General features: G+C 70.1%; 15 protein-coding genes. 5 read left to right on the top strand and 10 right to left on the bottom strand.

Going from position 1 to position 19,280, the window contains the following annotated elements; all coding sequences use genetic code 11:
* Positions 1–61: 61 nt before the first annotated feature.
* Positions 62–502 (top strand): hypothetical protein, encoded by a 441-nt coding sequence (locus tag ACIHFD_RS28765; RefSeq protein ID WP_397369505.1) that lies wholly within the window; start codon positions 62–64, stop codon positions 500–502.
* 65 nt (positions 503–567) lie between these two features.
* On the opposite strand, the gene ACIHFD_RS28760 is transcribed toward ACIHFD_RS28765, so the two are convergent.
* The 3 genes from ACIHFD_RS28760 to ACIHFD_RS28750 form a co-directional block, all read right to left on the bottom strand.
* Positions 568–786: a helix-turn-helix domain-containing protein gene (locus ACIHFD_RS28760; protein ID WP_397369504.1), complete on the bottom strand. Its 219-nt coding sequence runs from the start codon at positions 784–786 to the stop codon at positions 568–570.
* A 132-nt stretch (positions 787–918) separates the two neighbouring features.
* Positions 919–1,188: a hypothetical protein gene (locus tag ACIHFD_RS28755; protein WP_397369503.1), complete on the bottom strand. Its 270-nt coding sequence runs from the start codon at positions 1,186–1,188 to the stop codon at positions 919–921.
* A 526-nt stretch (positions 1,189–1,714) separates the two neighbouring features.
* On the bottom strand, positions 1,715–4,621 hold the full coding sequence (locus tag ACIHFD_RS28750) for a glycosyl hydrolase (RefSeq protein ID WP_397369502.1): 2,907 nt from the start codon (positions 4,619–4,621) through the stop codon (positions 1,715–1,717).
* A 175-nt stretch (positions 4,622–4,796) separates the two neighbouring features.
* Between ACIHFD_RS28750 and ACIHFD_RS28745 the strand changes: the two genes are divergently transcribed.
* Positions 4,797–5,993 carry an RNA-guided endonuclease InsQ/TnpB family protein gene (locus ACIHFD_RS28745; RefSeq protein WP_397369501.1) on the top strand — a complete coding sequence of 399 codons (1,197 nt, stop codon included), beginning with the start codon at positions 4,797–4,799 and terminating at the stop codon, positions 5,991–5,993.
* A 144-nt stretch (positions 5,994–6,137) separates the two neighbouring features.
* On the opposite strand, the gene ACIHFD_RS28740 is transcribed toward ACIHFD_RS28745, so the two are convergent.
* Genes ACIHFD_RS28740 through ACIHFD_RS28715 form a run of 6 tightly spaced genes read right to left on the bottom strand, consistent with a single transcriptional unit; the run spans position 6,138 to position 13,665 of the window.
* The gene (locus ACIHFD_RS28740; protein ID WP_397369500.1) at positions 6,138–7,952 is read right to left on the bottom strand and encodes a right-handed parallel beta-helix repeat-containing protein; all 1,815 of its coding nucleotides are present in this window, start codon (positions 7,950–7,952) and stop codon (positions 6,138–6,140) included.
* Positions 7,949–8,716 (bottom strand): hypothetical protein, encoded by a 768-nt coding sequence (locus ACIHFD_RS28735; RefSeq protein ID WP_363966693.1) that lies wholly within the window; start codon positions 8,714–8,716, stop codon positions 7,949–7,951. The genes ACIHFD_RS28740 and ACIHFD_RS28735 overlap by 4 nt, the downstream gene beginning before the upstream one ends.
* Before the next feature lie 8 nt (positions 8,717–8,724).
* Entirely contained in the window at positions 8,725–10,659 is a 1,935-nt protein-coding gene (locus ACIHFD_RS28730) for a hypothetical protein (protein WP_397369499.1), read from the bottom strand.
* 2 nt (positions 10,660–10,661) lie between these two features.
* On the bottom strand, positions 10,662–11,432 hold the full coding sequence (locus ACIHFD_RS28725) for a carbohydrate ABC transporter permease (protein ID WP_397369498.1): 771 nt from the start codon (positions 11,430–11,432) through the stop codon (positions 10,662–10,664).
* A 32-nt stretch (positions 11,433–11,464) separates the two neighbouring features.
* On the bottom strand, positions 11,465–12,397 hold the full coding sequence (locus tag ACIHFD_RS28720) for a carbohydrate ABC transporter permease (protein ID WP_397369497.1): 933 nt from the start codon (positions 12,395–12,397) through the stop codon (positions 11,465–11,467).
* Positions 12,394–13,665, bottom strand: a complete 1,272-nt coding sequence (locus tag ACIHFD_RS28715) for an ABC transporter substrate-binding protein (protein ID WP_397369496.1) — start codon at positions 13,663–13,665, stop codon at positions 12,394–12,396. Before ACIHFD_RS28715 ends, ACIHFD_RS28720 begins: the two co-directional genes overlap by 4 nt.
* Positions 13,666–13,826: 161 nt before the next feature.
* Between ACIHFD_RS28715 and ACIHFD_RS28710 the strand changes: the two genes are divergently transcribed.
* Positions 13,827–14,915 carry an FCD domain-containing protein gene (locus tag ACIHFD_RS28710; RefSeq protein ID WP_397369495.1) on the top strand — a complete coding sequence of 363 codons (1,089 nt, stop codon included), beginning with the start codon at positions 13,827–13,829 and terminating at the stop codon, positions 14,913–14,915.
* 43 nt (positions 14,916–14,958) lie between these two features.
* Here the strand turns inward: ACIHFD_RS28710 and ACIHFD_RS28705 are convergent, their stop codons facing one another.
* Positions 14,959–17,361: a glycosyl hydrolase family 95 catalytic domain-containing protein gene (locus tag ACIHFD_RS28705; protein ID WP_397369494.1), complete on the bottom strand. Its 2,403-nt coding sequence runs from the start codon at positions 17,359–17,361 to the stop codon at positions 14,959–14,961.
* A 193-nt stretch (positions 17,362–17,554) separates the two neighbouring features.
* Here ACIHFD_RS28705 and ACIHFD_RS28700 point away from each other — a divergent pair, with 193 nt between their 5' ends.
* The gene (locus ACIHFD_RS28700; RefSeq protein WP_350733790.1) at positions 17,555–18,433 is read left to right on the top strand and encodes an aldo/keto reductase; all 879 of its coding nucleotides are present in this window, start codon (positions 17,555–17,557) and stop codon (positions 18,431–18,433) included.
* Positions 18,434–18,436: 3 nt separating this feature from the next.
* Complete coding sequence (locus tag ACIHFD_RS28695; RefSeq protein ID WP_397369493.1) at positions 18,437–19,267, top strand: amidohydrolase family protein; 831 nt, start codon at positions 18,437–18,439, stop codon at positions 19,265–19,267.
* The last annotated feature ends 13 nt before the right edge of the window (positions 19,268–19,280 follow it).

The following is a 19,280-nucleotide window of genomic DNA, read 5'->3' as shown; positions in this document are numbered from 1 at the left end:
GATCACCGCAGCTGCGGTCCTCGTCGCCGGGTGCGCGCCCGGCGGAGTTCTAGGAGGAGCGATGAACGCCTCGGCCGACAAACCGACGATCACCAAGGCCCAAGCACTCGCTCGGATCAAGCAGCTCATCGACGGGACAGTCAGTGTCATCCATCCCAAGCCTCAGCTGGAGCTGCACCAACCTAGTCTGAACGATGGCCTCTGCCTCGATCCTCTTGATGGCGGCTCCGAAGACCGGATTGTGGTAAATCGCTCATATTTCCTGCGCGAATTGCCCAAGAACAAACTGGATGAGGTCGCCGCGCAGGTGAAGGCATACTGGCAGAGCCAGGGGCACTACATCGAGACGGAGTCGGACGACGGCCTGGAGATCCACGCGCGCTCCCGCCCGGACGACTTCTTCATCACTCTCGGCTGGTCGGAGGGTGATGCGCTCACCCTGGGCTCCACCTCCACCTGCCTGTGGCCCAACGGCACCCCTGAGCCCTCCTCCACGCCCTGAACCCGGCAGACCTTCCGTGGGATGATGGGTGATCGAAGAGGTGTCAGGCCACGCTGTCTAGGGTCTTATCGGTGACAGGCAATCGCAAGGTCCGGTCGCCGAAGTCGACGACCAAGTCGAGGCGTGCGCCGAGTACCTCGACATAGCGAGCGATGACATCGAGCCCCCACCTCGCCATGCTCGATCTGCGAAACCCGGGCGACACTCACATCTATGATCGCTGCAACGTCCTTCTGTCCCAAGCCGCGTTCTTTCCGCGCTTCGGCCAGTGGGATGTTCTCCACCGCTCCCAGTTGCCTGCCTTGTCACCGCCCAGGGCGTGTCTCAAAAGACGGCCCCGCCTGAGGCTCCGTGCGCGAAGGGCACTCTCAGACGGGGCTGTTCGCCGTCCCGTGATCGGCTGGCCCCCCAGGTCGCTAGTTGGTCACTTCGGGTGGGAGCCCGCCGAGTCTGTGCAGCAGCTCGGACCGGATGGCGGCGAAGCAGTCGTTCATGTGGCGGCGAAGACCGGCGAGTTCGTCACCGAGGGCCGCGAGGTCTTGTCTCATCTCGGCCCGGATGTCGGCGAGATCCGCTAGCACCAGGGCAATGCCGATCGTCTTGGAGCTGTCGTCTCCAGGCTGCATGCTCTCCTCGAGCGCCCGGATACGCGTTATCAAATTGAGGATCTGTGCCTCTATGTTCACCGCATTCCTGCCTTTGCGAAGGTGGGAAGGGCAATCCCGCACCAGTGCGCGGGTGCAAGGTCTGACGGTGAGCACAGTGCCACACCCTTGGAGTTCGTGCAGGTCATCGCTTCGTGCTCGGGTGTGATTGTTTCTCCCGGCATCCGGTGTGTTTCTCCCGCGGGATGTGATTGGGTGCCGGCGCCTCGGGCGCGAAAGGGGCCCGTTCTGGCGAAATGGGGGCAGGGCGGATGTGAGTTCGGCTGAATGTCAGATCGGCCAGTTGCTCGGTGACGGGCACGATCATCAACCGAGAGCGGATCGTGCGCATGCTCGCCGGTGCCTGTCCGGTCCTGAGTTGCTCGGCAAAGGGCCGATATGTGCATCGATTTCGGCGGCGAGTTGCTCCGGCATGCTGATGGCCTCTGACCTTCGGGCCAGGTACGTCGTGGGCGATATAGAGCGCGGCCCGAGATGATTCCGCGCAGTCGGGCGTGGCTTCGCTGGCCGCAGCATTCATGGCCTCATGGTGCCGTCGGTATGATAATCATGGTTCGAAGTTCAGGCGTAGGCGGGCCTCGCCGTACGGGACAAGCCGTGCGGGCCCGAGGAGGCCGTAGGGCTGGCGGGTCAGGCCGCCGTAGACCGTCGGGTCCGTCACCCTGAGCCGGTTGCCGAGGGGTGTGGCTACTTCCACCTGGAGCGTGAGGACGCCCCGGCCGAGGTCCACGACCGGGTTGAGCTGGTTCACGGGGTCCAGGAGATGGCCATCGGCGAGTACGCGGCAGGTGTCGGTCACCGCGCCGAGATCCAGGTACGCCCCGCCCTCCAGTCGCACATCGGTGGTGTAGACGCCGATGCCGGACGTGTCGGTCAGCTCGGGAATGTCCGCCCAGGGGGTGAGCTGGTCAAGGGTCAGTCGGTGCGTGGTCGTGCCCTCCGGACGCCAGTCCTCGACCTCCAGCCGCCACGACGACAGGGGCACCGGCTCGGGCACCGGGCCGATCACGGTGGTGACGGTGCGGCCGTCGGAGAGCGTGGTGGTGTAGGTCCCGGCGCGGGAGGCGCGCACGACCAGTGTGCCCAGGTCGTACCTCACCAGGTCGGCGTCCGTGGCCACGGCGTGAGGTTCCTGCACCGGGCCGGTCCCGAAGAGGCCGGGGCGGCCGATGGCCAGCACCGTTGACTCGCCGGGGCGTAGCCTCACCCGTAGCCGGATTCCGTCGGTGTCGGCCGTGTAGAGCGCCAGGCGCTCGGCGCGGCCGGTCCACGGGTTCAGGAGGTACGGGACGCCGTCGCGGGCCGTGCGCGCCAGCGTGACGTCGTGGTCGATGGGCGCCACTGGTGGCTTCGGGTTCTCGGTGTGCTTGCCGTTGCAGAGGTAGTAGTAGTCCACGTCGCCGGCCACCCGGCGGGCTGCGAGGAGGGTGGATGCGGTGGCGTAGCGCATGTCGGGACGTACGCCGAGGGTGGCGAGCGCGACCGGGACCTCCGCCTGGTCCGTGATCAGCCGGACGGACGGCTCGGCCAGCAGGTCGGTCAGAACCGCTCGAAGCCGCTCGTTCTCCCCCTCTGCGGCCACCCCCGGCACCGAGGCGGACCGCCACGCGCCGAGGAGTACGACGGGCAGCCCGGCCCGCGCGTACGACAGCAGTCGCCGCGCCACCGCGACCGTCATCGTGCACTCGGAGGCGTAGAAGCGGTCGCCCTCCACGAACAGCGCCTTGTAGGCGGGCCCGGAAGGCGCCAGCCGGCGGCCCGAGACGCGGGCGGACGGCAGGTCGAGCAGGGGTGCGCTGATGAACTGGTGGGTCCACCCGGTGGGGACGCCGCTCGCGGTGAACCAGGCCGCGCCGATGCCGGTCTTGGTGTAGCCGGTCTGCCGCAGCACCGCCACATCAGCACGTGGCGCACCTTCTCGCATGATCTGGTGGATTCTCGCGAAATATCCGGAAATATCGCCGATATGCCGCCAGGTGGGCTGGCGCGGACCCCACGACTCGGCGTAGCCAACCGTCCCCGAGTAGGGGGTGAAGGCGGCGAACCCCGGCCAGGCCGCACCCGGCGCCGTGGCGTAGGAGAAACCGTGCAGGACGGTCTGGTTGAGCCCCGCCGCGTACGCGCCCCCCACCGTACGCAGCAGCTTCGTCCAGGTCGTCGTGTACGCCCCGCCCGCGTACGCCCCCGCCTCGCACGACAACACCTCGCGCCCCGCCAGGTCCCGGCCCCCGGCCAGGCAGCGGTAGTCGTCGAGGTTCTTGAAGCCGAGCGACTCACCCTCGGCCACGTCCAGAATGGCCGCGGCGGCGATGGCGTCGGTCTGCAGCCCGTACGGCTGCGCCCGCAGCTCCAGGCCGATCGAATGCGCCCAGTCGCGCAGCATCCCGAAGTGGTGCTCGTTGAACAGCTCGGAGACCGTGTCCCAGTAGTCCTTGCGGGCATGCCTGGTCAGCACGGCGTCGTACGCGAAGACCGGATCCTCCTCCGCCAGCACCACCACCGGCAGGAACGGCGCCAGCGAGTACCCCCGCCGCCGCTCGAACTCCGCGAGCAGCCCCGGCGTCCACGGCAGGGCGTCGCTCTCGATCTCGATGGAGTCCTCGAACAGCGCACCGCCCGCCCGCTTCAGCAGCCTCCGCACGGCGGGCGTGAGCAGCGTGGACTCCCAGTAGTCGATCACCGCCCGGGTGCCCGCCCGGCTGAAGTGGTCCACCACGTACGCCTCGGGCACGGTATGCGGGCCGGACTCGGGACGCTGGCCCGAGCCCCGCTCCCAGTACGCGATCAGCACCCACTCGCCCTCGGCGGGCGCCGTCCAGTCGACGCGCCCGTCGTTCACGGGCACCCGTACCACCGAGGCGGGGTCGAGGCCGGTCTCCTTGCGGGTGGAGTTCGCGGGATCGAGCCGGGCCGCCTGGACCAGCAACAGCGTACGCGCGGGATGCCCGGCGACGGCGGGCGGCGGCGCCTCGCCCGCGTACGTGGCGCCCCCGGCCACGGCGACCGAGCCGTGCGCCAGCTCTTTGACCGCGGCCGGATGCTCGGGAGTGATCGTGGGGACGGCGGCCGGCCAGGACGGGCCGATGGTGAGGTCGATGGTCAGGCCGCGCCGGGCCGCCTGGTCGAGCGCGGCCTCGACGGCGGCGTTCCAGGCGGGGGTGCCCCAGCCGTGCCGGGCCGGGTCCAGCACAGACTTGTCGCGGATGCTGTGGTGCACCGCCGCGATCTCCGCCCCGCCGAACCCGGCGTCGGCGAGCACGTCCACCTCCCGCCGGATCTCGGCGGGATCGACGTGGGCGTCGGGCCACCACCAGCGCACCATCGGCCGCACGGCCCGGCGCGGCCGCGCGAACCACCCAGCGCCCGGATGGCCTGAGGCGGAGGCGGGGGAGACGGGGAGGGTGACGGCGAGGGTCGCGGTGAAGAGGAAGCCGCGGCGCGAGAGGTCGTCCATCAGAGTCTCCCGAGGTAACCGTCGTCTTCAGGCGATGGGGGAATCGGGAGCGGGAGGGCCGTCAAGGCCCGAGCGTGCCTTGACCTGTCAGGTCCGCGGGTCACAGATTTCCTTCCGGGTTTGTCGGTGCCAGCCGATATCGTGGTGGTCTCGTTACCGAGCGTGGGGGGTGGGTGTGCGCAGGTCGTTCAAGTTCCTGCTGCGCCCCACCAGCAAGCAGGCCGCCGCGCTCGCACAGTGCCTGGAAGACCACCGGGAGCTGTACAACGCGGCTCTCGAACACCGCCGTACGGCCTACCGCAAAGCCGGGGTGACGGTGCGCTATGGCGAGCAGTCGGCGGAGCTGAAGCACATCCGCGCCGACGACTCCGACGGTCAGGGCCGATGGTCGTTCTCCTCCCAGCAGGCCACCCTCCGCAGGCTGGACAAGGCATACCGGGCGTTTTTCGACCGTGTCAAAGCAGGCCGCACGCCAGGGTTCCCGCGTTTCAAGGGGCGAGGCTGGTTCGACACGGTCGAGTGGCCCAAGGACGGCGACGGCTGCCGGTGGGACTCCCAGCCCCACCACCCGACCGCGACCTACGTGCGGTTGCAGGGCGTCGGGCATGTCCGGGTCCACCAACACCGCCGTGTGCTGGGCATCGTCAAGACGATCAGCGTCAAGCGGGAAGGCGCCCGCTGGTTCGTCGTGCTGTCGTGCGATGACGTGCCCGCACAAACCCTTCCCGCGACGGGCGCGGTCGCCGGTATTGACATGGGCGTCGCCTCGCTGGCCACGACCAGCGACGGCGACCACATCGAAAACCAGCGGCACCTTGCCACGTGCGCCGGCCGCCTGGCAGCGGCCCAGCGGGACCTCGCCGGTAAGAAACGAGGATCCAAGCGGCGCCGTAAGGCCGTCGCACGGGTGGCGGCCCTGCACGCCAAGGTGCGGCGGCAACGCCTCGACTCGGCGCACAAAGCCGCGCTCGCGCTGGTCCGCGGCTACGACGTGATCGTGCACGAAGCGCTGAACGTCGCGGGCATGACCCGGCGTGCCGCGCCGAAACCGGACGGCGAAGGCGGCTACCTGGCTAACGGCCAGTCGGCCAAATCCGGGCTGAACAAGAACATTCTCGACGCGGGCTGGTCCGCGTTCCTGACGATCCTGTCGCACAAGGCTGAAAGCGCCGGTCGAGAGCTGATCGCAGTGAACCCCGCCAACACCTCCCGTACCTGCTCGCGCTGCGGGCACTGCGCGAAGGAGAACCGTGTCACCCAAGCCGTCTTCCGATGTACGGGGTGCGGGTTTTCCGCGCACGCCGACGTGAACGCGGCGATCAACATCTTGAGGGCAGGGCTTGCCCTTCGCGAGGCTGCGCAAGCGGCTTAGCGAGAAGCCGCTCCCTTCATAGAGCGGAGGAGTCACGATGCGTGCGCTCCAGGGGGTGCGGCGCCCGCGCGACGGACGCGGGACGCAGGCTGCTCGGAGGCCCAGGGGCGAGGGCCCGGCCCGGCCGGACCCTCGCGACCGCGTCTAGCTGGGGATCGGGTACGGGAACGCGCTCGTCACACCGATCTTGTCGTACTCCATCTTCGAGGTGTCGAAGCCGTCCGCCCAGTTGGCGTTCTTGACCTCGTTGCACTTGTAGGCCTGGTACTTGTCGTCGCTGACCTTGCCCACCTCGACGTTCTCGATCGAGAACCCGCAGCCGCCCGCGTCCATGTGGACGCCGCGCGTGCCGGAGTCCGGCATCTGCCCGGCGGGGTCGTTGATGACGTCGCCGATCACCATCTGCGAGACGTAGTTGTCGATCGGGTGCGGTTCGACGTTGTGCACGCCGTAGGTGTAGAAGGCGCCCATGTCGCCGCTGTCGAGGCCGGTCTCCTCCAGGCGGATGTAGGAGAACCGGTTGTTGCGGGCGTAGTTGTCCTCGTTCTTGATCTCGGGACGGACCTCCAGGCTGATGCCGTAGCGGGCGCTGTGCTTGACGACGATGTTGCTGACCACGTTGTTACCGGTGTTCATCATCTCGATGCCGGCCGCGTCGCCGGGCACCAGCTCGCCGACGTGGTAGATGTAGTTGTTGGCGAACGTGTGGTGCCCGGTGATGTCGCCCTCGCCGGGATAGCCGCCCTCCACCTTGATGCCGTCGCCGCCGATGTTGTCCAGCAGGCTGTCGGTCACCTTGACGCGCTCGTTGGCGAAGAGCAGGAAGACGCCCGTGTAACCGCTGTCGGACAGGTGCAGCCTGGTCAGGTCGATGTCGCGGGAGTTCGTCACGGTGATCATGCCGAACCGGTTGCGCGGCAACTCGATCTGCCGGTCGTAGATCGGGTACTTGTGCTCGTATCCCGAGTCACCGGCGGCGTTCCACCCGTAGCGGTACCAGTCGACGAAGTCGGAGTACTGCAGCGCCAGCCCGTCGAAGGCGAGGTTCTGCACCCGCCGCTCGGGCGAGGACCCGGCCAGCGAGATGAGCGTCTTGACGGTGGGCGCCACGACCTTGTCGATCGAGCCCTTCGGCCAGTAGTAGACCTCGCTGTTGGCGAAGTCGAAGTAGTACTCGCCCGGCTGGTCGAGGAAGCGCAGCGTGTTCTGCAGGAAGTAACGCGAGCCGCTGCGGCTGTTGACGAGGCTGAAGCGGGTGTCGTGGTTGAACGTGAAGAAGTTCTTGCGGAAGTCGGCCCCGCCGAGCGGCACGGTGTCGCTGAACCAGCTCCACGACCCGCCCGACCAGACGACCATCTGGGCGTTCTTGTCGAAGTCGGCGTCCCACTCCTTCGGGACGTCCTTGGGGTCGAAGAAGAGCCAGTTGTGCACGGCCTGGTACTCCGCCTCGGGCAGCACCGAGAACAGGTACGGAGACCAGAGGTCGTCGCTGGTCCTGTTGGGGTAGCGGGCGGTGGTGGCGCGCTTGCCGTCCTCGAAGAGGGTGTAGAAGTTCCGGTCGACCTTGGTCTTGTAGATGTTGTCGTCGTACTTCTGCCAGCCGGTCAACGGCCTGGCCCCGAGCAGCCTGGCCTTGCCGGGGCCGTCGGCGCTGCGGTAGATGATCTTGTGGCCGTTCTCGCCGGAGTCGGCCTCGGTGAAGGTGATCGTCTTGTCGACCACGTAGTCACCGGTCTTGAGGTTGACCACGATGTCGCAGTTCTGGTGGTACTTCTTCTTGGCCCGGAGCTGGTCGCGGGCCTGCTCGATGGACTTCCACGGGCGCTGGGCGCTGCCGTCGCCGCGGTCGCCGCCTGAGGGGGAGACGAAATAGTCACACGTCTTGGCGGCAGCCGCCGGGGTCGGGGTCGTCAGTCCGCCCAGGAGTAAGACGACCGCGCCCAGGGACCTGAGGATCACTGGCTCTCCTTAACTTCCCGCCACCGCTCGTACTCGGCGCGGGTCTCGGGGGTGAGTGGGTAGTAGTCAGAAAGCGCCCCGCCCTCCTCGATGCGGGCGCGGCTGTAGCGCTCCCACTGCTCGTGGTCGGCGGCGGCCTCGAGCACCGACGTGGCGCGCCGGCGCGGCACGACCACGGCGCCGTCGTCGTCGGCCACGCACAGGTCGCCGGGCAGCGCGAGCGCCCCGCCCACGGCCACCGGCACGTCGTACGCCCACGGGAACAGCTCCGCCTGCGAGGCGTAATGAGGGGTCGCGCCCGTCGTCCAGAGCGGCAGCCCGATGCCGCTCACCCGGGGAAGGTCCCGGATCCGGCCGTCCACGACGATGCCCGCGCCGCCCTTGCGCTTGAAGTAGCGCACCAGCATGTCGCCGAAGCAGCCCGTGTACGCGCTGCCGTACGCCTGCACGAGCAGCACGTCGCCGGGCTCGATCGTCTCCAGCACGGCCCACAGCGCGGTGTGCCGCTCGACGTACTCCTGGCCGAGTCCGGAGGCGATGTCCTCGCGCTGTGGCATGAACTGCAGCGTGCGGACCCGCCCGGCGATCTTCTGCCCCTGGGCGATGGGACGCGGTCCCTCGATGAAGGTCCGCCGGATGCCCTGGGCGTGCAGCTTGGCGCAGGCGGTGGCCGAGCTGATCCGCTTCAGCCCCTCCACGAGGACGGGGTCGGGTCCGGCGGGCAGCTGCCCGCGAACAGGCAGATCCCAGATGGCGTCGTCCATGTAACTCCTCAGTAGTACTGGTGTGACGGCGTGCGGACGCGCGCGGTCGTGTGCAGGTCGAGCCGGATGCGGCGGCCGGGCGGCAGTTCGACGACGAGGCGCGGCCCGTCCACCGTCACCTCCCGCTCCGACTCGGTGATCGGGGGAGTGGTGTAGGAGCGCGGGTCACCGGGGTAGTCCTCGTCCCCCCGGGTGATGACCGCGCGGTCGATGCGGTGCTCGCCGAACGCGCCCGCCTGGAGCACGACTCTTCGGGTGTGGGTGAGGCCGAGGTTGACCAGCTCGACGCGGGTGCCGTCGGGGCGTACCGAGTCGACCAGCGCGGCCACGTCCCGGGGCAGCCCCGGGCGGTGGCGGTCGGCGTCGAAGTAGGCCAGCCGGGTGGGCAGCAGCCCGCCGTTGTAGAGCACCTGCGGGGTGCCGGTGACGAGCTGCAGCAGCGCTTCGGTGAGCACGGGGTTGAGCCGCTGCCAGTGGTGCACGTGGATGGCGGACAGGTCCTCGTGGTCGGCGTCGATGAGCGCCATCCGGCGCTGCACCTGCCCGAGCGCGGTGGACAGCATGGCCTCGGGGAAGCCGGGGTTGGCGCCGCGCAGGAACTCCAGCCAGGGCGCCTCGTGCCCGGCCTCCTCCTTGTTCCGGAACGGGCGCACCGTGGCCCAGTCGTATCCGGAGGCGGCTCTCAGCCGGTCGAGCCGCTCGGCGTCCTGCCGTCCGAGCGAGGTGTACCAGAGCCAGACGGGCAGGCCGAGCTGCGGCGGCTGGAAGTCGAACCAGCCCCCGTCGTCGTGCCGGTTCGGCACCAGCATGGTGGGCTTGCCGGCCTCGTCGCCCAGCTCGGCCAGCCAGCGGTCGCTGGTGCTCATCTCCGTCTCGGTCACGCCGGCCTGGACGGCCTGGTCGTACACGATCTCCAGGGGGTCGCGGCCGATGGCGAGCGCGGCTTCGTCGCCGGTCAGCAGGTGGGCGTTGACGGCGGCGATAGCGGCGGCGGCGCCGACGCTGTAGAGGCCGTGCGGCCACTGCCAGCCGTAGGTGCCGCCGTACCAGCGGCCGCCGTGCAGCTCGCCGACCTCGCCGGACAGGCCCACGTTGTCGGGCAGGATCCCGCCGTTGGCCGCGGCCCGGCGCTCCCAGGCGCCGATGTAGCGCAGGGCCCAGTCGCGGTAGCGGTCGTCGCCGTCGTACAGCCAGGCGTTGACGGCCAGGCTGGTCGCGGCCAGGTTGACGGCCACGTCGCCGCGGCCGAGGCGCTCGTTCATGGCGGCGCCCATGCGGGCGGCGTTGCTCGGGTCGCCCAGGTCCGCCCACTCCGCGATGCCCGGCAGGTCGCGCAGCGGCAGGCCGTACGGCCGCATGCTGATCAGGTCGGTGTGGTAGGAGGCCCACTCCCACTGCAGGCCGTAGCGGGGGCCGCCGGCGCCGTTGTGCGGGGCGCGGATGATGTCGTGCTCGGCGTCGTAGTTGGCCGAGCCGGGCAGGTAGAGGTCGGCGAAGCGGCGGGCGCGCTCGCGGAAGCGCTCGTCGCGCGGGTCGGCGGCGCAGATGCCGTAGAACAGCAGCAGCGACTCGCCCTGGTGGAACCAGTCATAGCCGCGCTCGAACTCGTCCACCAGGTAGCCCAGCTCGGTGAGCTGCGCGGTCACGCCCTCCCAGTGGTGCTTCGAGGCGTCCAGCAGGTCGTCGGCCCCGCCCAGCTGGTAGAGCGTGGGCCAGTTGAAGAACGCCTCGTAGAAGTCGTCGGCGCCGTCCCGGTCGGCGGCCGGTCCGTGGTAGACGAGCCGGCCGTCGGGGCCGCAGTAGCGGGCGGCGAAGGCCCGCCAGGCCTCGTCGAGGGCGTCGAACAGCCTGCGCTCGAGCACCGCCCAGACCGGTGGCACGCCGAGCGGGACGGTCGCCGTGACAGAGGGACCGTTCGCGGGTCCCGGAGATACTGTCCGCATCTTCACCCTTTCGTTGCTCCGGCGGTCAGGCCGCTGATGATGTGCCGTTGCATGAAGACGAAGAAGACCAGCAGCGGGGCGATGGCCAGCAGCAGCGTCGGGAAGACCACCGTGTAGTCGGTGGAGTACTGGCTGACGGCCGCGTAGACGCCGGTGGTCACGGTGTAGAGGCCGCTGCCGGGGCCCAGGATGATCTGCGGGTTCACGAAGTCGTTCCACACCGAGAAGGTGTTGAGGATGACCATCGTGGCGACCGCGGGCCTCATCAGCGGGAAGACGATCTGCCAGAACGTACGCAGCCTGCCGGCCCCGTCCACGGCCGCCGCCTGGTCGAGCACGGCCGGGATGGTGGCGATGTAGCCGGCGTACAGGAAGATCGAGAACGGTAGCGTTAACACGGTCTCGAACAGCACGAACCCCCGGATGGTGCCCATCAGGCCGAGGGTCTTGAGCACGTACACGACGGGGATGACCAACACCTGGCCCGGGATGAACGTCCCGGCCAGGAAGAACAGCATCAGCATCCGGAAGCGGCGCTTCGGGCTGCGTGCGATCACGTAGGCGGCCGGCGCCGCCAGGACCACCGACAGCACGTTGACCGCCACCACGAACAGGAGCGTGACCGCGTAGCCCTTGACCACGTTGAACTGGGGGTTCGTCAGCGCCCTGCCCAGCGGCTCCAGCGTGAGACCCCCCAGGCCGAACGGATCGGCCATGATGTCCTGCTGGCCCTTGAACGCGTTGACGGTCAGCACGTACAGGGGGATGAGCATGAAGGCGACGGTCGCCCAGAGGAATGTCCTTCTCACTGGTGGACCGCCAGTTCGCCGCGCCTGCGCAGCTTGGTCACCACGAACGCCAGCGCCGCCGTCACCAGCATGAGCAGCACCGACTGCGCGGAGCCGAAGCCGAGGCGGGCGTCGTGGAAGGAGTTCCACAGGATGAGGTAGGCGACGGTCTGCGTCTGCCCGGCCGGGCCGCCCGCCGTCAGCGACACCACCAGGTCGTACGTCTTGAGCAGCGTCACCAGCGACAGCACGATGTTGACCGTCACGGACGGGCCGAGCGCCGGGAGCGTCACGTTCCTGAACACCTGCCAGCGCGTCGCGCCGTCGATGCGCGCCGCCTCGATCAGGGAGTGCGGCACGGCCTGCAGCCCCGCCAGGTAGAGCACCACGTTGACCCCGAACCCGGCCCACACCAGCACCCCGATCATGGTGATCGTGGCCCACGCCGGGTCCGACAGGAACGGCAGCACCTCGCCGCCCCACTTCGTCACCAGGTTGTTGACCGCGCCGTTGGTGCCGAGGATCGCCGACCAGAGGAAGCCGACCACGAGGGCGCTGAGCACGTGCGGATAGAACAGGACGATCCGGAAGAACGTGTTCGCCTTCGAGGCGCCGTTCACCAGGAGGGCGAAGCCGAGGCCGAGCAGGTTGAGCCCGGCCGTGCCCGCGGCGGCGACCAGCAAGGTGACGAGGGCCGCGCGGCGCAGCTCGGGGTCGTCGAGGAGGTCGAGGTAGTTGGCGGCGCCGACGAAGGCGGGGTCGGCGCTGAAGCCGTCCCAGTCGGTGAGGCTCAGGTAGAGCGCCAGGCCGACCGGGACGATCAGCATCACGGTGTAGAGGACGGTGGCGGGGGCGACCATGATCGTGGTGGCCCACCCGTCGCCACGCCTGGTCTTCGGGAGAGCGGGGGCTTCGGGGATGGCTGGGGGCGCTTCCCGGGTGAGCGTCATTTGCGGCCGGCCAGCCAGCGGTCCACGCCCTCGGCCACTTCCTTGGGCGACTTGCCCACGTACAGGCCCTGGACCTCGGTGTTCCACGCGGCGTTGAAGCCCTTGGGGAGGGTCGCGTCGCCGTAACCCTCACCCTGCGGGACGCCGGAGGGGGCGCTGTCGAGGATCTGCTGTACCTGCTTCTCCAGCGGGGTGAACTCGCGCTCCACGCCGGCGCGGAAGTTGCCGTCCTGCTTGAGCTGGCTCTTGACCGCCGCCTGGTCGGTGACGAGCCACTGCACGAGCTTGAGGGCCGCGTCCTTGTTCGGGGTGGATTTGAGGATCATGTACGGGGCCGCCATCGTGGCGCCCTGCGGACCCGGGTACGCCTGGCCCTTGTCGACCGGGGCGGGGAAGACGCCGACCTCGAAGTCCTTCGTGGACTTGGCCTCGGCGGCGGTGAACCAGCTGCCCATCACGTACATGGCGGCCTTGCCGGACAGGAACGCGGTCTCGGCGTCGGCGTACTTCGTGCCCAGGGCGTTCTTGTCGACGTAGCCCTTGTCGATCCAGGTGCGGTAGCGCTCCAGGTAGGGCAGCAGCGACTCGCCGGCCTTGAGCTTGCCCGCCTTGACGTCCTGCTGCCAGGTGGGGTGGAGCTGGGCGCGCGACGGTCCGGAGAACTGCAGCAGCTGGAGCCCGGTCAGGAACTCGCCGCCGGTCTGCAGCGGCAGCCACCCGGCCGTCTTGAGCTTGCCCATGGCGGCGTCGAACTCGTCGAGCGTGGCCGGCGGCTTGTCGATCCCGGCCTTGTCGAACGCGCTCTTGTTGTAGAAGACCAGCGACTGCGCCTGCACGCCGACGCCGACCGTGTAGATCTTGCCGCCCAGGCTCGCCTCCTTGGCCAGCGGCGTGTCCTTCGCCCACGGCTGGTCGGTCAGGTCGAGCATCTGCTTGGAGAGCGTCTCGTCCGCCGTCAGCGTCTCGATCACGTCGGGCGCGTTGCCCGCCGCGAGCTGCTGCGGCAGCGTGTCGGCCACGCCCTTGCCGGTCGGCGCCTCGACCTTGACGTCGACGCCGGGGTTGGCCTGCTCGAACGGCTTGACCAGGCCGTCCCAGTACGCCTGGGTGAGGTTCGGGGTGATGTTGACCAGCATGCGCACGGTGATCTGGCCGCCCTCGCCCTGCTTGGCCTGCGAGTCGCCGGCGAAGCCACCCCCGCCGCAGCCGGTGAGCAGGAGCAGGCAGCTGAGGGCTGTGGGAGCGAGGAATGGATGGGGGGAACGCATCGCACCTCCAAGGGGGCGAGATCTGCGACGCCTTTTAATGGGTCGATACTCGATTAGCGATTATTTAATACGTTGGTCACATGGCCTCGTCAAGGGGCTATGTGGTGCTACAAATAAGTTTCCAGCGGATGACTGAGTCATAAATACGTTAAGGTGGGGCCGTGGCTGGACGCGATGACGACAAGCGGCTGGTGCTGGGCGAGGAGGAACGCTCCGCGCTGCGCGAGTGGGCCGAAGGGTCCTCCGGGGGTCTGGGACTGCGCAGCCGGATCGTGCTCGCCTGCGCGGACGGGCTGCCGCGCAAGGAGATCGCCGACCGGCTCGAGGTGAGCCCGGCGACGGTGGCCAAGTGGCGGGCCCGCTTCGTGGAGCGCGGGCTCGACGGGCTGGCGGACGCGCCCCGGCCCGGCCGCCCGCGCACCGCGGAGCGGCAGGAGGCCGAGCGCGTGATCGCCGCCGCGGCGGTCGGCACGGCCGTGCCCTCGACCCGTACGATGGCGCGCCAGCTCGGGCTGTCGCAGTCGACGGTGGCCCGGATCTGGCAGGAGCAGCAGATCGCGCCGCCCGCGGCCCGGCTGCTGCCCAGGGAGCTCCTGTCCGACCGCGTCTACGCGCTGCTGCGCGGGTGGATCGTCTCGGGGGAGCTGGTGGCTGGGCAGCGGCTGGTGGAAGCGGAGATCGCCCGCCGGGTCGGCACCAGCCAGGCCCCGGCGCGTGAGGCGATCAAGCGGTTGGCGCACGAGGGGCTGGTCATCTCCTATCCCAACCGGGGGAGCTACGTCGCGGAGATCTCGGACGAGCAGGCCCGGGAGGTCCGTGACATCAGGGTGCTGCTGGAGGAGTATGCCGCACGGGGCGCCGCCGCCCGCATCCAGGCCGACACCCTGCGGGAGCTCTCGGCCGACGTGCTGGCGATGCGGCAGGCCGCCCAGGACGGGGACATCGGCGCCTTCCGCGACGCCGACCTGGCCTTCCACCGGCGGGTCTGCGCGGCGTGCGGCAACTCGTTCCTGCTGCGGCTGTGGCGGACCATCGAGTCGAACCTGTGGAGCCTGCACGTGGTGGGCAACCCGCTGTACGACGGTGACTGGACGGCCATGGCGGGCCACCACGACGACCTGGTGGCGGCCCTGGCGTCGGGCGACCCGGACGAGGCGGCCCGCCTCTTCGCCGCCCACGCCCGCGGCGAAGCCTCCCGCACCCGCCCCCGCACCCGCACCTCCCCACCCCCGCCCACCGCCACCGTCTGAGCGGCGCCGCCTCCGGACGGGGTGCGGGGGCGGGCGGCGGGGGTCAGGGGGACGGGGTGAGGTCGTAGGTGGTGCCTCGGCGGGTGTCGAGGACGATCACGTTCGGCTCCGGGCGGGAGACCGTGACCGGGCGCCCGCCCGACGTCACCGTCACCGGCGCGGCAGTCCGGAGGGTGAGTTCGCGGCCCAGGTCCGAGTGGATCCGCCCCCCGGTCAGCGCGCCCGCGCTCCACGACAGGTCCACCTCGAAGCCGCCCCGCGCCCGGAACCCCCGGATCGACCCGGCCGGCCAGGCGGCGGGCAGGGCGGGCAGCAGGTGCACCTGGTCCCCGTGGCTCTGCAGCAGCATCTCCGTGATCCCCGACATCCCGCCGAAGTTGCCGTCGATCTGGAACGGCGGATGCAGGTCGAACATGTTCGGCGCCGTACGGGCGGGCAGCAGCAGGTTCGACAGCCGCTTGTACGCCTCGGCAGCGTCCAGCAGCCGCGCCCAGAAGTTGATCTTCCAGGCGAGCGACCACCCGGCCCCCGCCTCGCCGCGCAGCTCCAGGGTGCGCCGGGCGGCGGCGGCCAGGTCGGGCGACAGCCGGGGGTCGATCTGGTGGCCGGGGAAGAGGCCCCACAGGTGCGAGATGTGGCGGCTGCGCGAGAGCGCCGCGTCGCCCCGGTAGTCCTCCTGCCACTCCTGGATCTGCCCCAGGTGGCCGATCTGGTTGGGGACGAGCTTCGACCGGGCGTCCGCGGCCTTGGCGCGCATGTCCGCCTCGACCCCCAGGATCTCCGACGCCTCCGAGAAGGCCCCGAACAGGTCCCGCAGGATCTGCATGTCCATGGTGGGCCCCGCGCAGATGCTGACGTTCTCGCCGCCGTCCTCGTGGTGCCCGACCTCCGGGGAGTGCGACGGGTTCGTCACCAGGTAGCCGCTCCGGGGATCGGTCTGCAGCGTGTCCAGGAAGAACTCCACCGACCCCTTGATCAGCGGGAAGTGCTCGCGCAGGCGCCGCTCGTCCCCCGTGTAGAGGTAGTGCTCCCAGAGCATCAGGCACAGCCACGCCCCGCCGCTGGGCCACACGCCGTAGAAGGCGAAGTCCACGGGCGCCGTCCCGCGCCAGCCGTCGGTGTTGTGGTGCGCCACCCAGCCCTTCGCGCCGTACTGCGCCGCGGCGGTCTTCGCCCCCGTCTCCGCCAGGTCCTTGATCAGGTCGAACAGCGGGTCCATGCACTCGACCAGGTTCGCGGGCGCGGCGGGCCAGTAGTTCATCTCGCAGTTGATGTTGATCGTGTACTTCGACTCCCACGCGGGCGTGAGCGAGTCGTTCCAGATGCCCTGCAGGTTGGCGGCGTAGCCGGGCGAGCGGGAGGAGGAGATCAGCAGGTAGCGCCCGAACTGGTAGTACAGGGCGGCCAGCCCCGGGTCGGTGTCGAGCTGCTTGCGCGCGATCCGCTGGTCGGTGGGGAGCGCGGCGGCCTCCGAGGTGCCCAGGTCGATCTCGAGCCGCCCGAAGAGCCGCTGGTAGTCCCGTACGTGCTTGCGCTTCAGCACCTCGTACGGCTGCCCGCACGCACGCGTGAGATGCCGGCCCGCCACCTCGGCCGGGTCGCCGCCGACGTCCTTGTAGCTGCGGTAGCTGGAGCCCATGGAGATCAGCAGCGTGACCTCGTCCGCCCCCTCGACGATCAGCGTGCCGCCGTCGGTGCGGACCGCGCCGCCGCGGGCCTCCGCCCTGGCCAGGGCCCGGAAGCGGACCTCGCCCTTCAGGCCCTGCGTGTCGGTGCTGACCCCGTCAAGGGCTATGGAGTCGCGGCCGGCGGAGGAGGTGGAGGACGCCTGCGGGCTGGTGAAGGCCGCCTGGAACGACACCGAGCCGGGCTTGTCGGCCGTGTGGCGGACGACGACGACCTGGTCCGGGTTGCTGGCGAAGACCTCGCGCGTGTGGCGCACGCCGTCCCGCACGTACGTGACCGTGGTGACGGCCCGGGACAGGTCCAGCTCGCGGCGGTACTCCGTGAACTCCGCCGCGCCCGGGAAGGTCAGCGTGAGGTCGCCCAGCACCTGGTACGGCGCCTGCTCGCTGGGCTTGCCGAGGAACTTCTTGTCCGCCAGGTTCTGGGCGGCCTGCCACTTGTCCTCCCAGACCAGCCGCCTGATCTCGGGGAGCGCGGCCAGCGCCTCGGGATTGTCGTAGTCGTGCGGCCCGCCGGCCCAGATGCTGTCCTCGTTGAGCTGCAGGCGCTCGGTGGCCACGCCGCCGAAGACCATGGCCCCGAGCCTCCCGCACCCGACCGGCAGCGCCTCCAGCCAGGCCGCCGCCGGGCGGTCGTACCAGAGCTTCAGCGGGCCGGCGGCCGTGGAGGCGTGCGCGGGGATGGTCACGAGCAGGGACCCGGCCGCGGCGCCTAAGCCGGTCTTGAGTACGCCTCGTCGTGTGTAGCCGTCGTTGGACACCGTCACTCCTGTTCCAGAACACGGTGGAGGGGGGAGCGCATGGATGCGTACGACCTGTCCGGCTCAGCAGCCGCTCACAGGGACGCCACAAGCGCGGTGAACGTAGGATGTATCTTTACGCGAAGAAGTCATCTGATGTCCATACCTCCCGTAGATCTAGCCGAAAGATGGGAGCTCTGCTAGGTTGCCGATCATGGAGAAACTCGGACGCAGCGGCGTTGGCGTTTCCCGGATCGGCCTCGGCACCGCGCCCCTGGCAGGGCTCTACACCGCGGTCGGCGACGAGCAGGCCGCCGCCACGCTCGACGCCGCCTGGTCCGCGGGCGTCCGCTACTTCGACACCGCCCCCCGCTACGGCTCCGGACTGGCCGAGAGGAGGCTGGGAAGCTTCCTCGCGGGTGTCGACCGGTCCGAGGCGACGGTGTCCAGCAAGGTCGGCGCGCTGCTCGGCCCCGCCAGGCGCGACTACACCGTGGAGGGCGTCTACGCCTCGCTCGCCGCCAGCCTCGAACGCTCCGGGCTCGACGCGTTCGACATCCTGCTCATCCACGACCCCGACGACCACTGGGAGGAGGCCGTGCGGCACGCCTACCCGGCGCTCGCGCGGCTGCGCGAGCAGGGCGGGGTGCGGGCGATCGGCGTCGGCATGACGCAGGCCGAGATGCTGGTCAAGTTCGTGCGGGAGACCGACGTCGACTGCGTGATGGTGGCCGGCCGCTACAGCCTGCTCGACCGCACGGCGGCCGACGAGCTGCTCCCGCTGTGCGCCGAGCGCGGCACCGGCGTGCTGGTGGCAGGGGTGTTCAACGGCGGCATCCTGGCCGACCCGGGGCCCGGCGCGTACTACGACTACGCCCCGGCGCCCGAGCCCGTGCTGAAGCGGGCGCGCCGCCTGGCCGAGCGCTGCGCCGCGTACGACGTGCCGCTCGCGGCGGCCGCGCTCCAGTTCCCGTTGCGCCACCCGGCCGTGACCGGCATCGTGGTCGGCGCCCGCAGCCCCGAGGAGGTGGCCGAGGACCTCGCCCTGGCCGCCACCCCGATTCCCGAAGCCCTCTGGACCGAGTTGGACTGAAGCATGACCCGTATCGACGCCCACCACCACATCTGGGACCTCGCCGCCCGCCCGCACGGCTGGCTCGACCCCGAGCCGATGGCGCCCGTCCGGCGCACGTTCACCCTCGACGACCTCGCCGGGCCCGCGGCCGCGGCCGGAGTGACCGCGACCGTGCTGGTGCAGGTGCTGCCCGATCTGGCCGAGACGCGCGAGTTCCTGGCGCTGGCCGCCGAGTCCGACCTGGTCGCGGGCGTCGTCGGCTGGATCGACCTGACCGCGCCCGACGCCGCCGACACCCTGGCGGGCCTGCCGGCCGGGCTGGTGGGCGTCCGCCACGGCGTCCAGTCCGAGCCGGACCCCGACTGGCTCACCCGGCCCGACGTGCGCCGCGGGCTCGCCGCGGTGGCCGCCGCCGGGCTGGCGTACGACCTGCTCACGCTGCCGCACCAGCTCCCCGCCGCCGTCGACACCGTGACGGCCATGCCCGAGCTCACGTTCGTGCTCGACCACCTGTCCAAGCCGCCGATCGCCACCGGCGAGCTGGAGCCGTGGCGCAGCCGGATCCTGGAGCTGGCAGCCCGCCCGAACGTCTACTGCAAGCTGTCCGGCATGGTCACCGAGGCCGACTGGGCGTCCTGGCAGGTGGCCGACCTGCGGCCGTACGCCGAGACCGTCCTGGAGGCGTTCGGGCCCGAGCGGGTGATGTTCGGCTCCGACTGGCCGGTCTGCCTGCTCGCGGCCGGGTACGACCAGGTCGCACAGGCCGCGGACGACCTGTGCGCCGGGTTGTCGGAAGGCGAGCGGGCCGAGGTCTTCGCCGGTACGGCCCGCCGCGCGTACCGTCTCCATTAGGCCGTCTCCATTA

This window comes from Nonomuraea sp. NPDC051941 (assembly GCF_044593615.1).
The sequence above is the reverse complement of the archived record's forward strand: the minus strand, read 5'-3'. Positions and strand labels throughout refer to the sequence as shown.

Bases quoted from the DNA above. Each gene is read 5' to 3' on its own strand.
- ACIHFD_RS28765 (WP_397369505.1), top strand. From the start codon at position 62: ATGAACGCCTCGGCCGACAAACCGACGATCACCAAGGCCCAAGCACTC.
- ACIHFD_RS28720 (WP_397369497.1), bottom strand. From the start codon at position 12,397: ATGACGCTCACCCGGGAAGCGCCCCCAGCCATCCCCGAAGCCCCCGCT.
- ACIHFD_RS28715 (WP_397369496.1), bottom strand. From the start codon at position 13,665: ATGCGTTCCCCCCATCCATTCCTCGCTCCCACAGCCCTCAGCTGCCTG.
- ACIHFD_RS28730 (WP_397369499.1), bottom strand. From the start codon at position 10,659: ATGCGGACAGTATCTCCGGGACCCGCGAACGGTCCCTCTGTCACGGCG.
- ACIHFD_RS28750 (WP_397369502.1), bottom strand. From the start codon at position 4,621: ATGGACGACCTCTCGCGCCGCGGCTTCCTCTTCACCGCGACCCTCGCC.
- ACIHFD_RS28700 (WP_350733790.1), top strand. From the start codon at position 17,555: ATGGAGAAACTCGGACGCAGCGGCGTTGGCGTTTCCCGGATCGGCCTC.
- ACIHFD_RS28735 (WP_363966693.1), bottom strand. From the start codon at position 8,716: ATGGACGACGCCATCTGGGATCTGCCTGTTCGCGGGCAGCTGCCCGCC.
- ACIHFD_RS28725 (WP_397369498.1), bottom strand. From the start codon at position 11,432: ATGCTCATCCCCCTGTACGTGCTGACCGTCAACGCGTTCAAGGGCCAG.
- ACIHFD_RS28695 (WP_397369493.1), top strand. From the start codon at position 18,437: ATGACCCGTATCGACGCCCACCACCACATCTGGGACCTCGCCGCCCGC.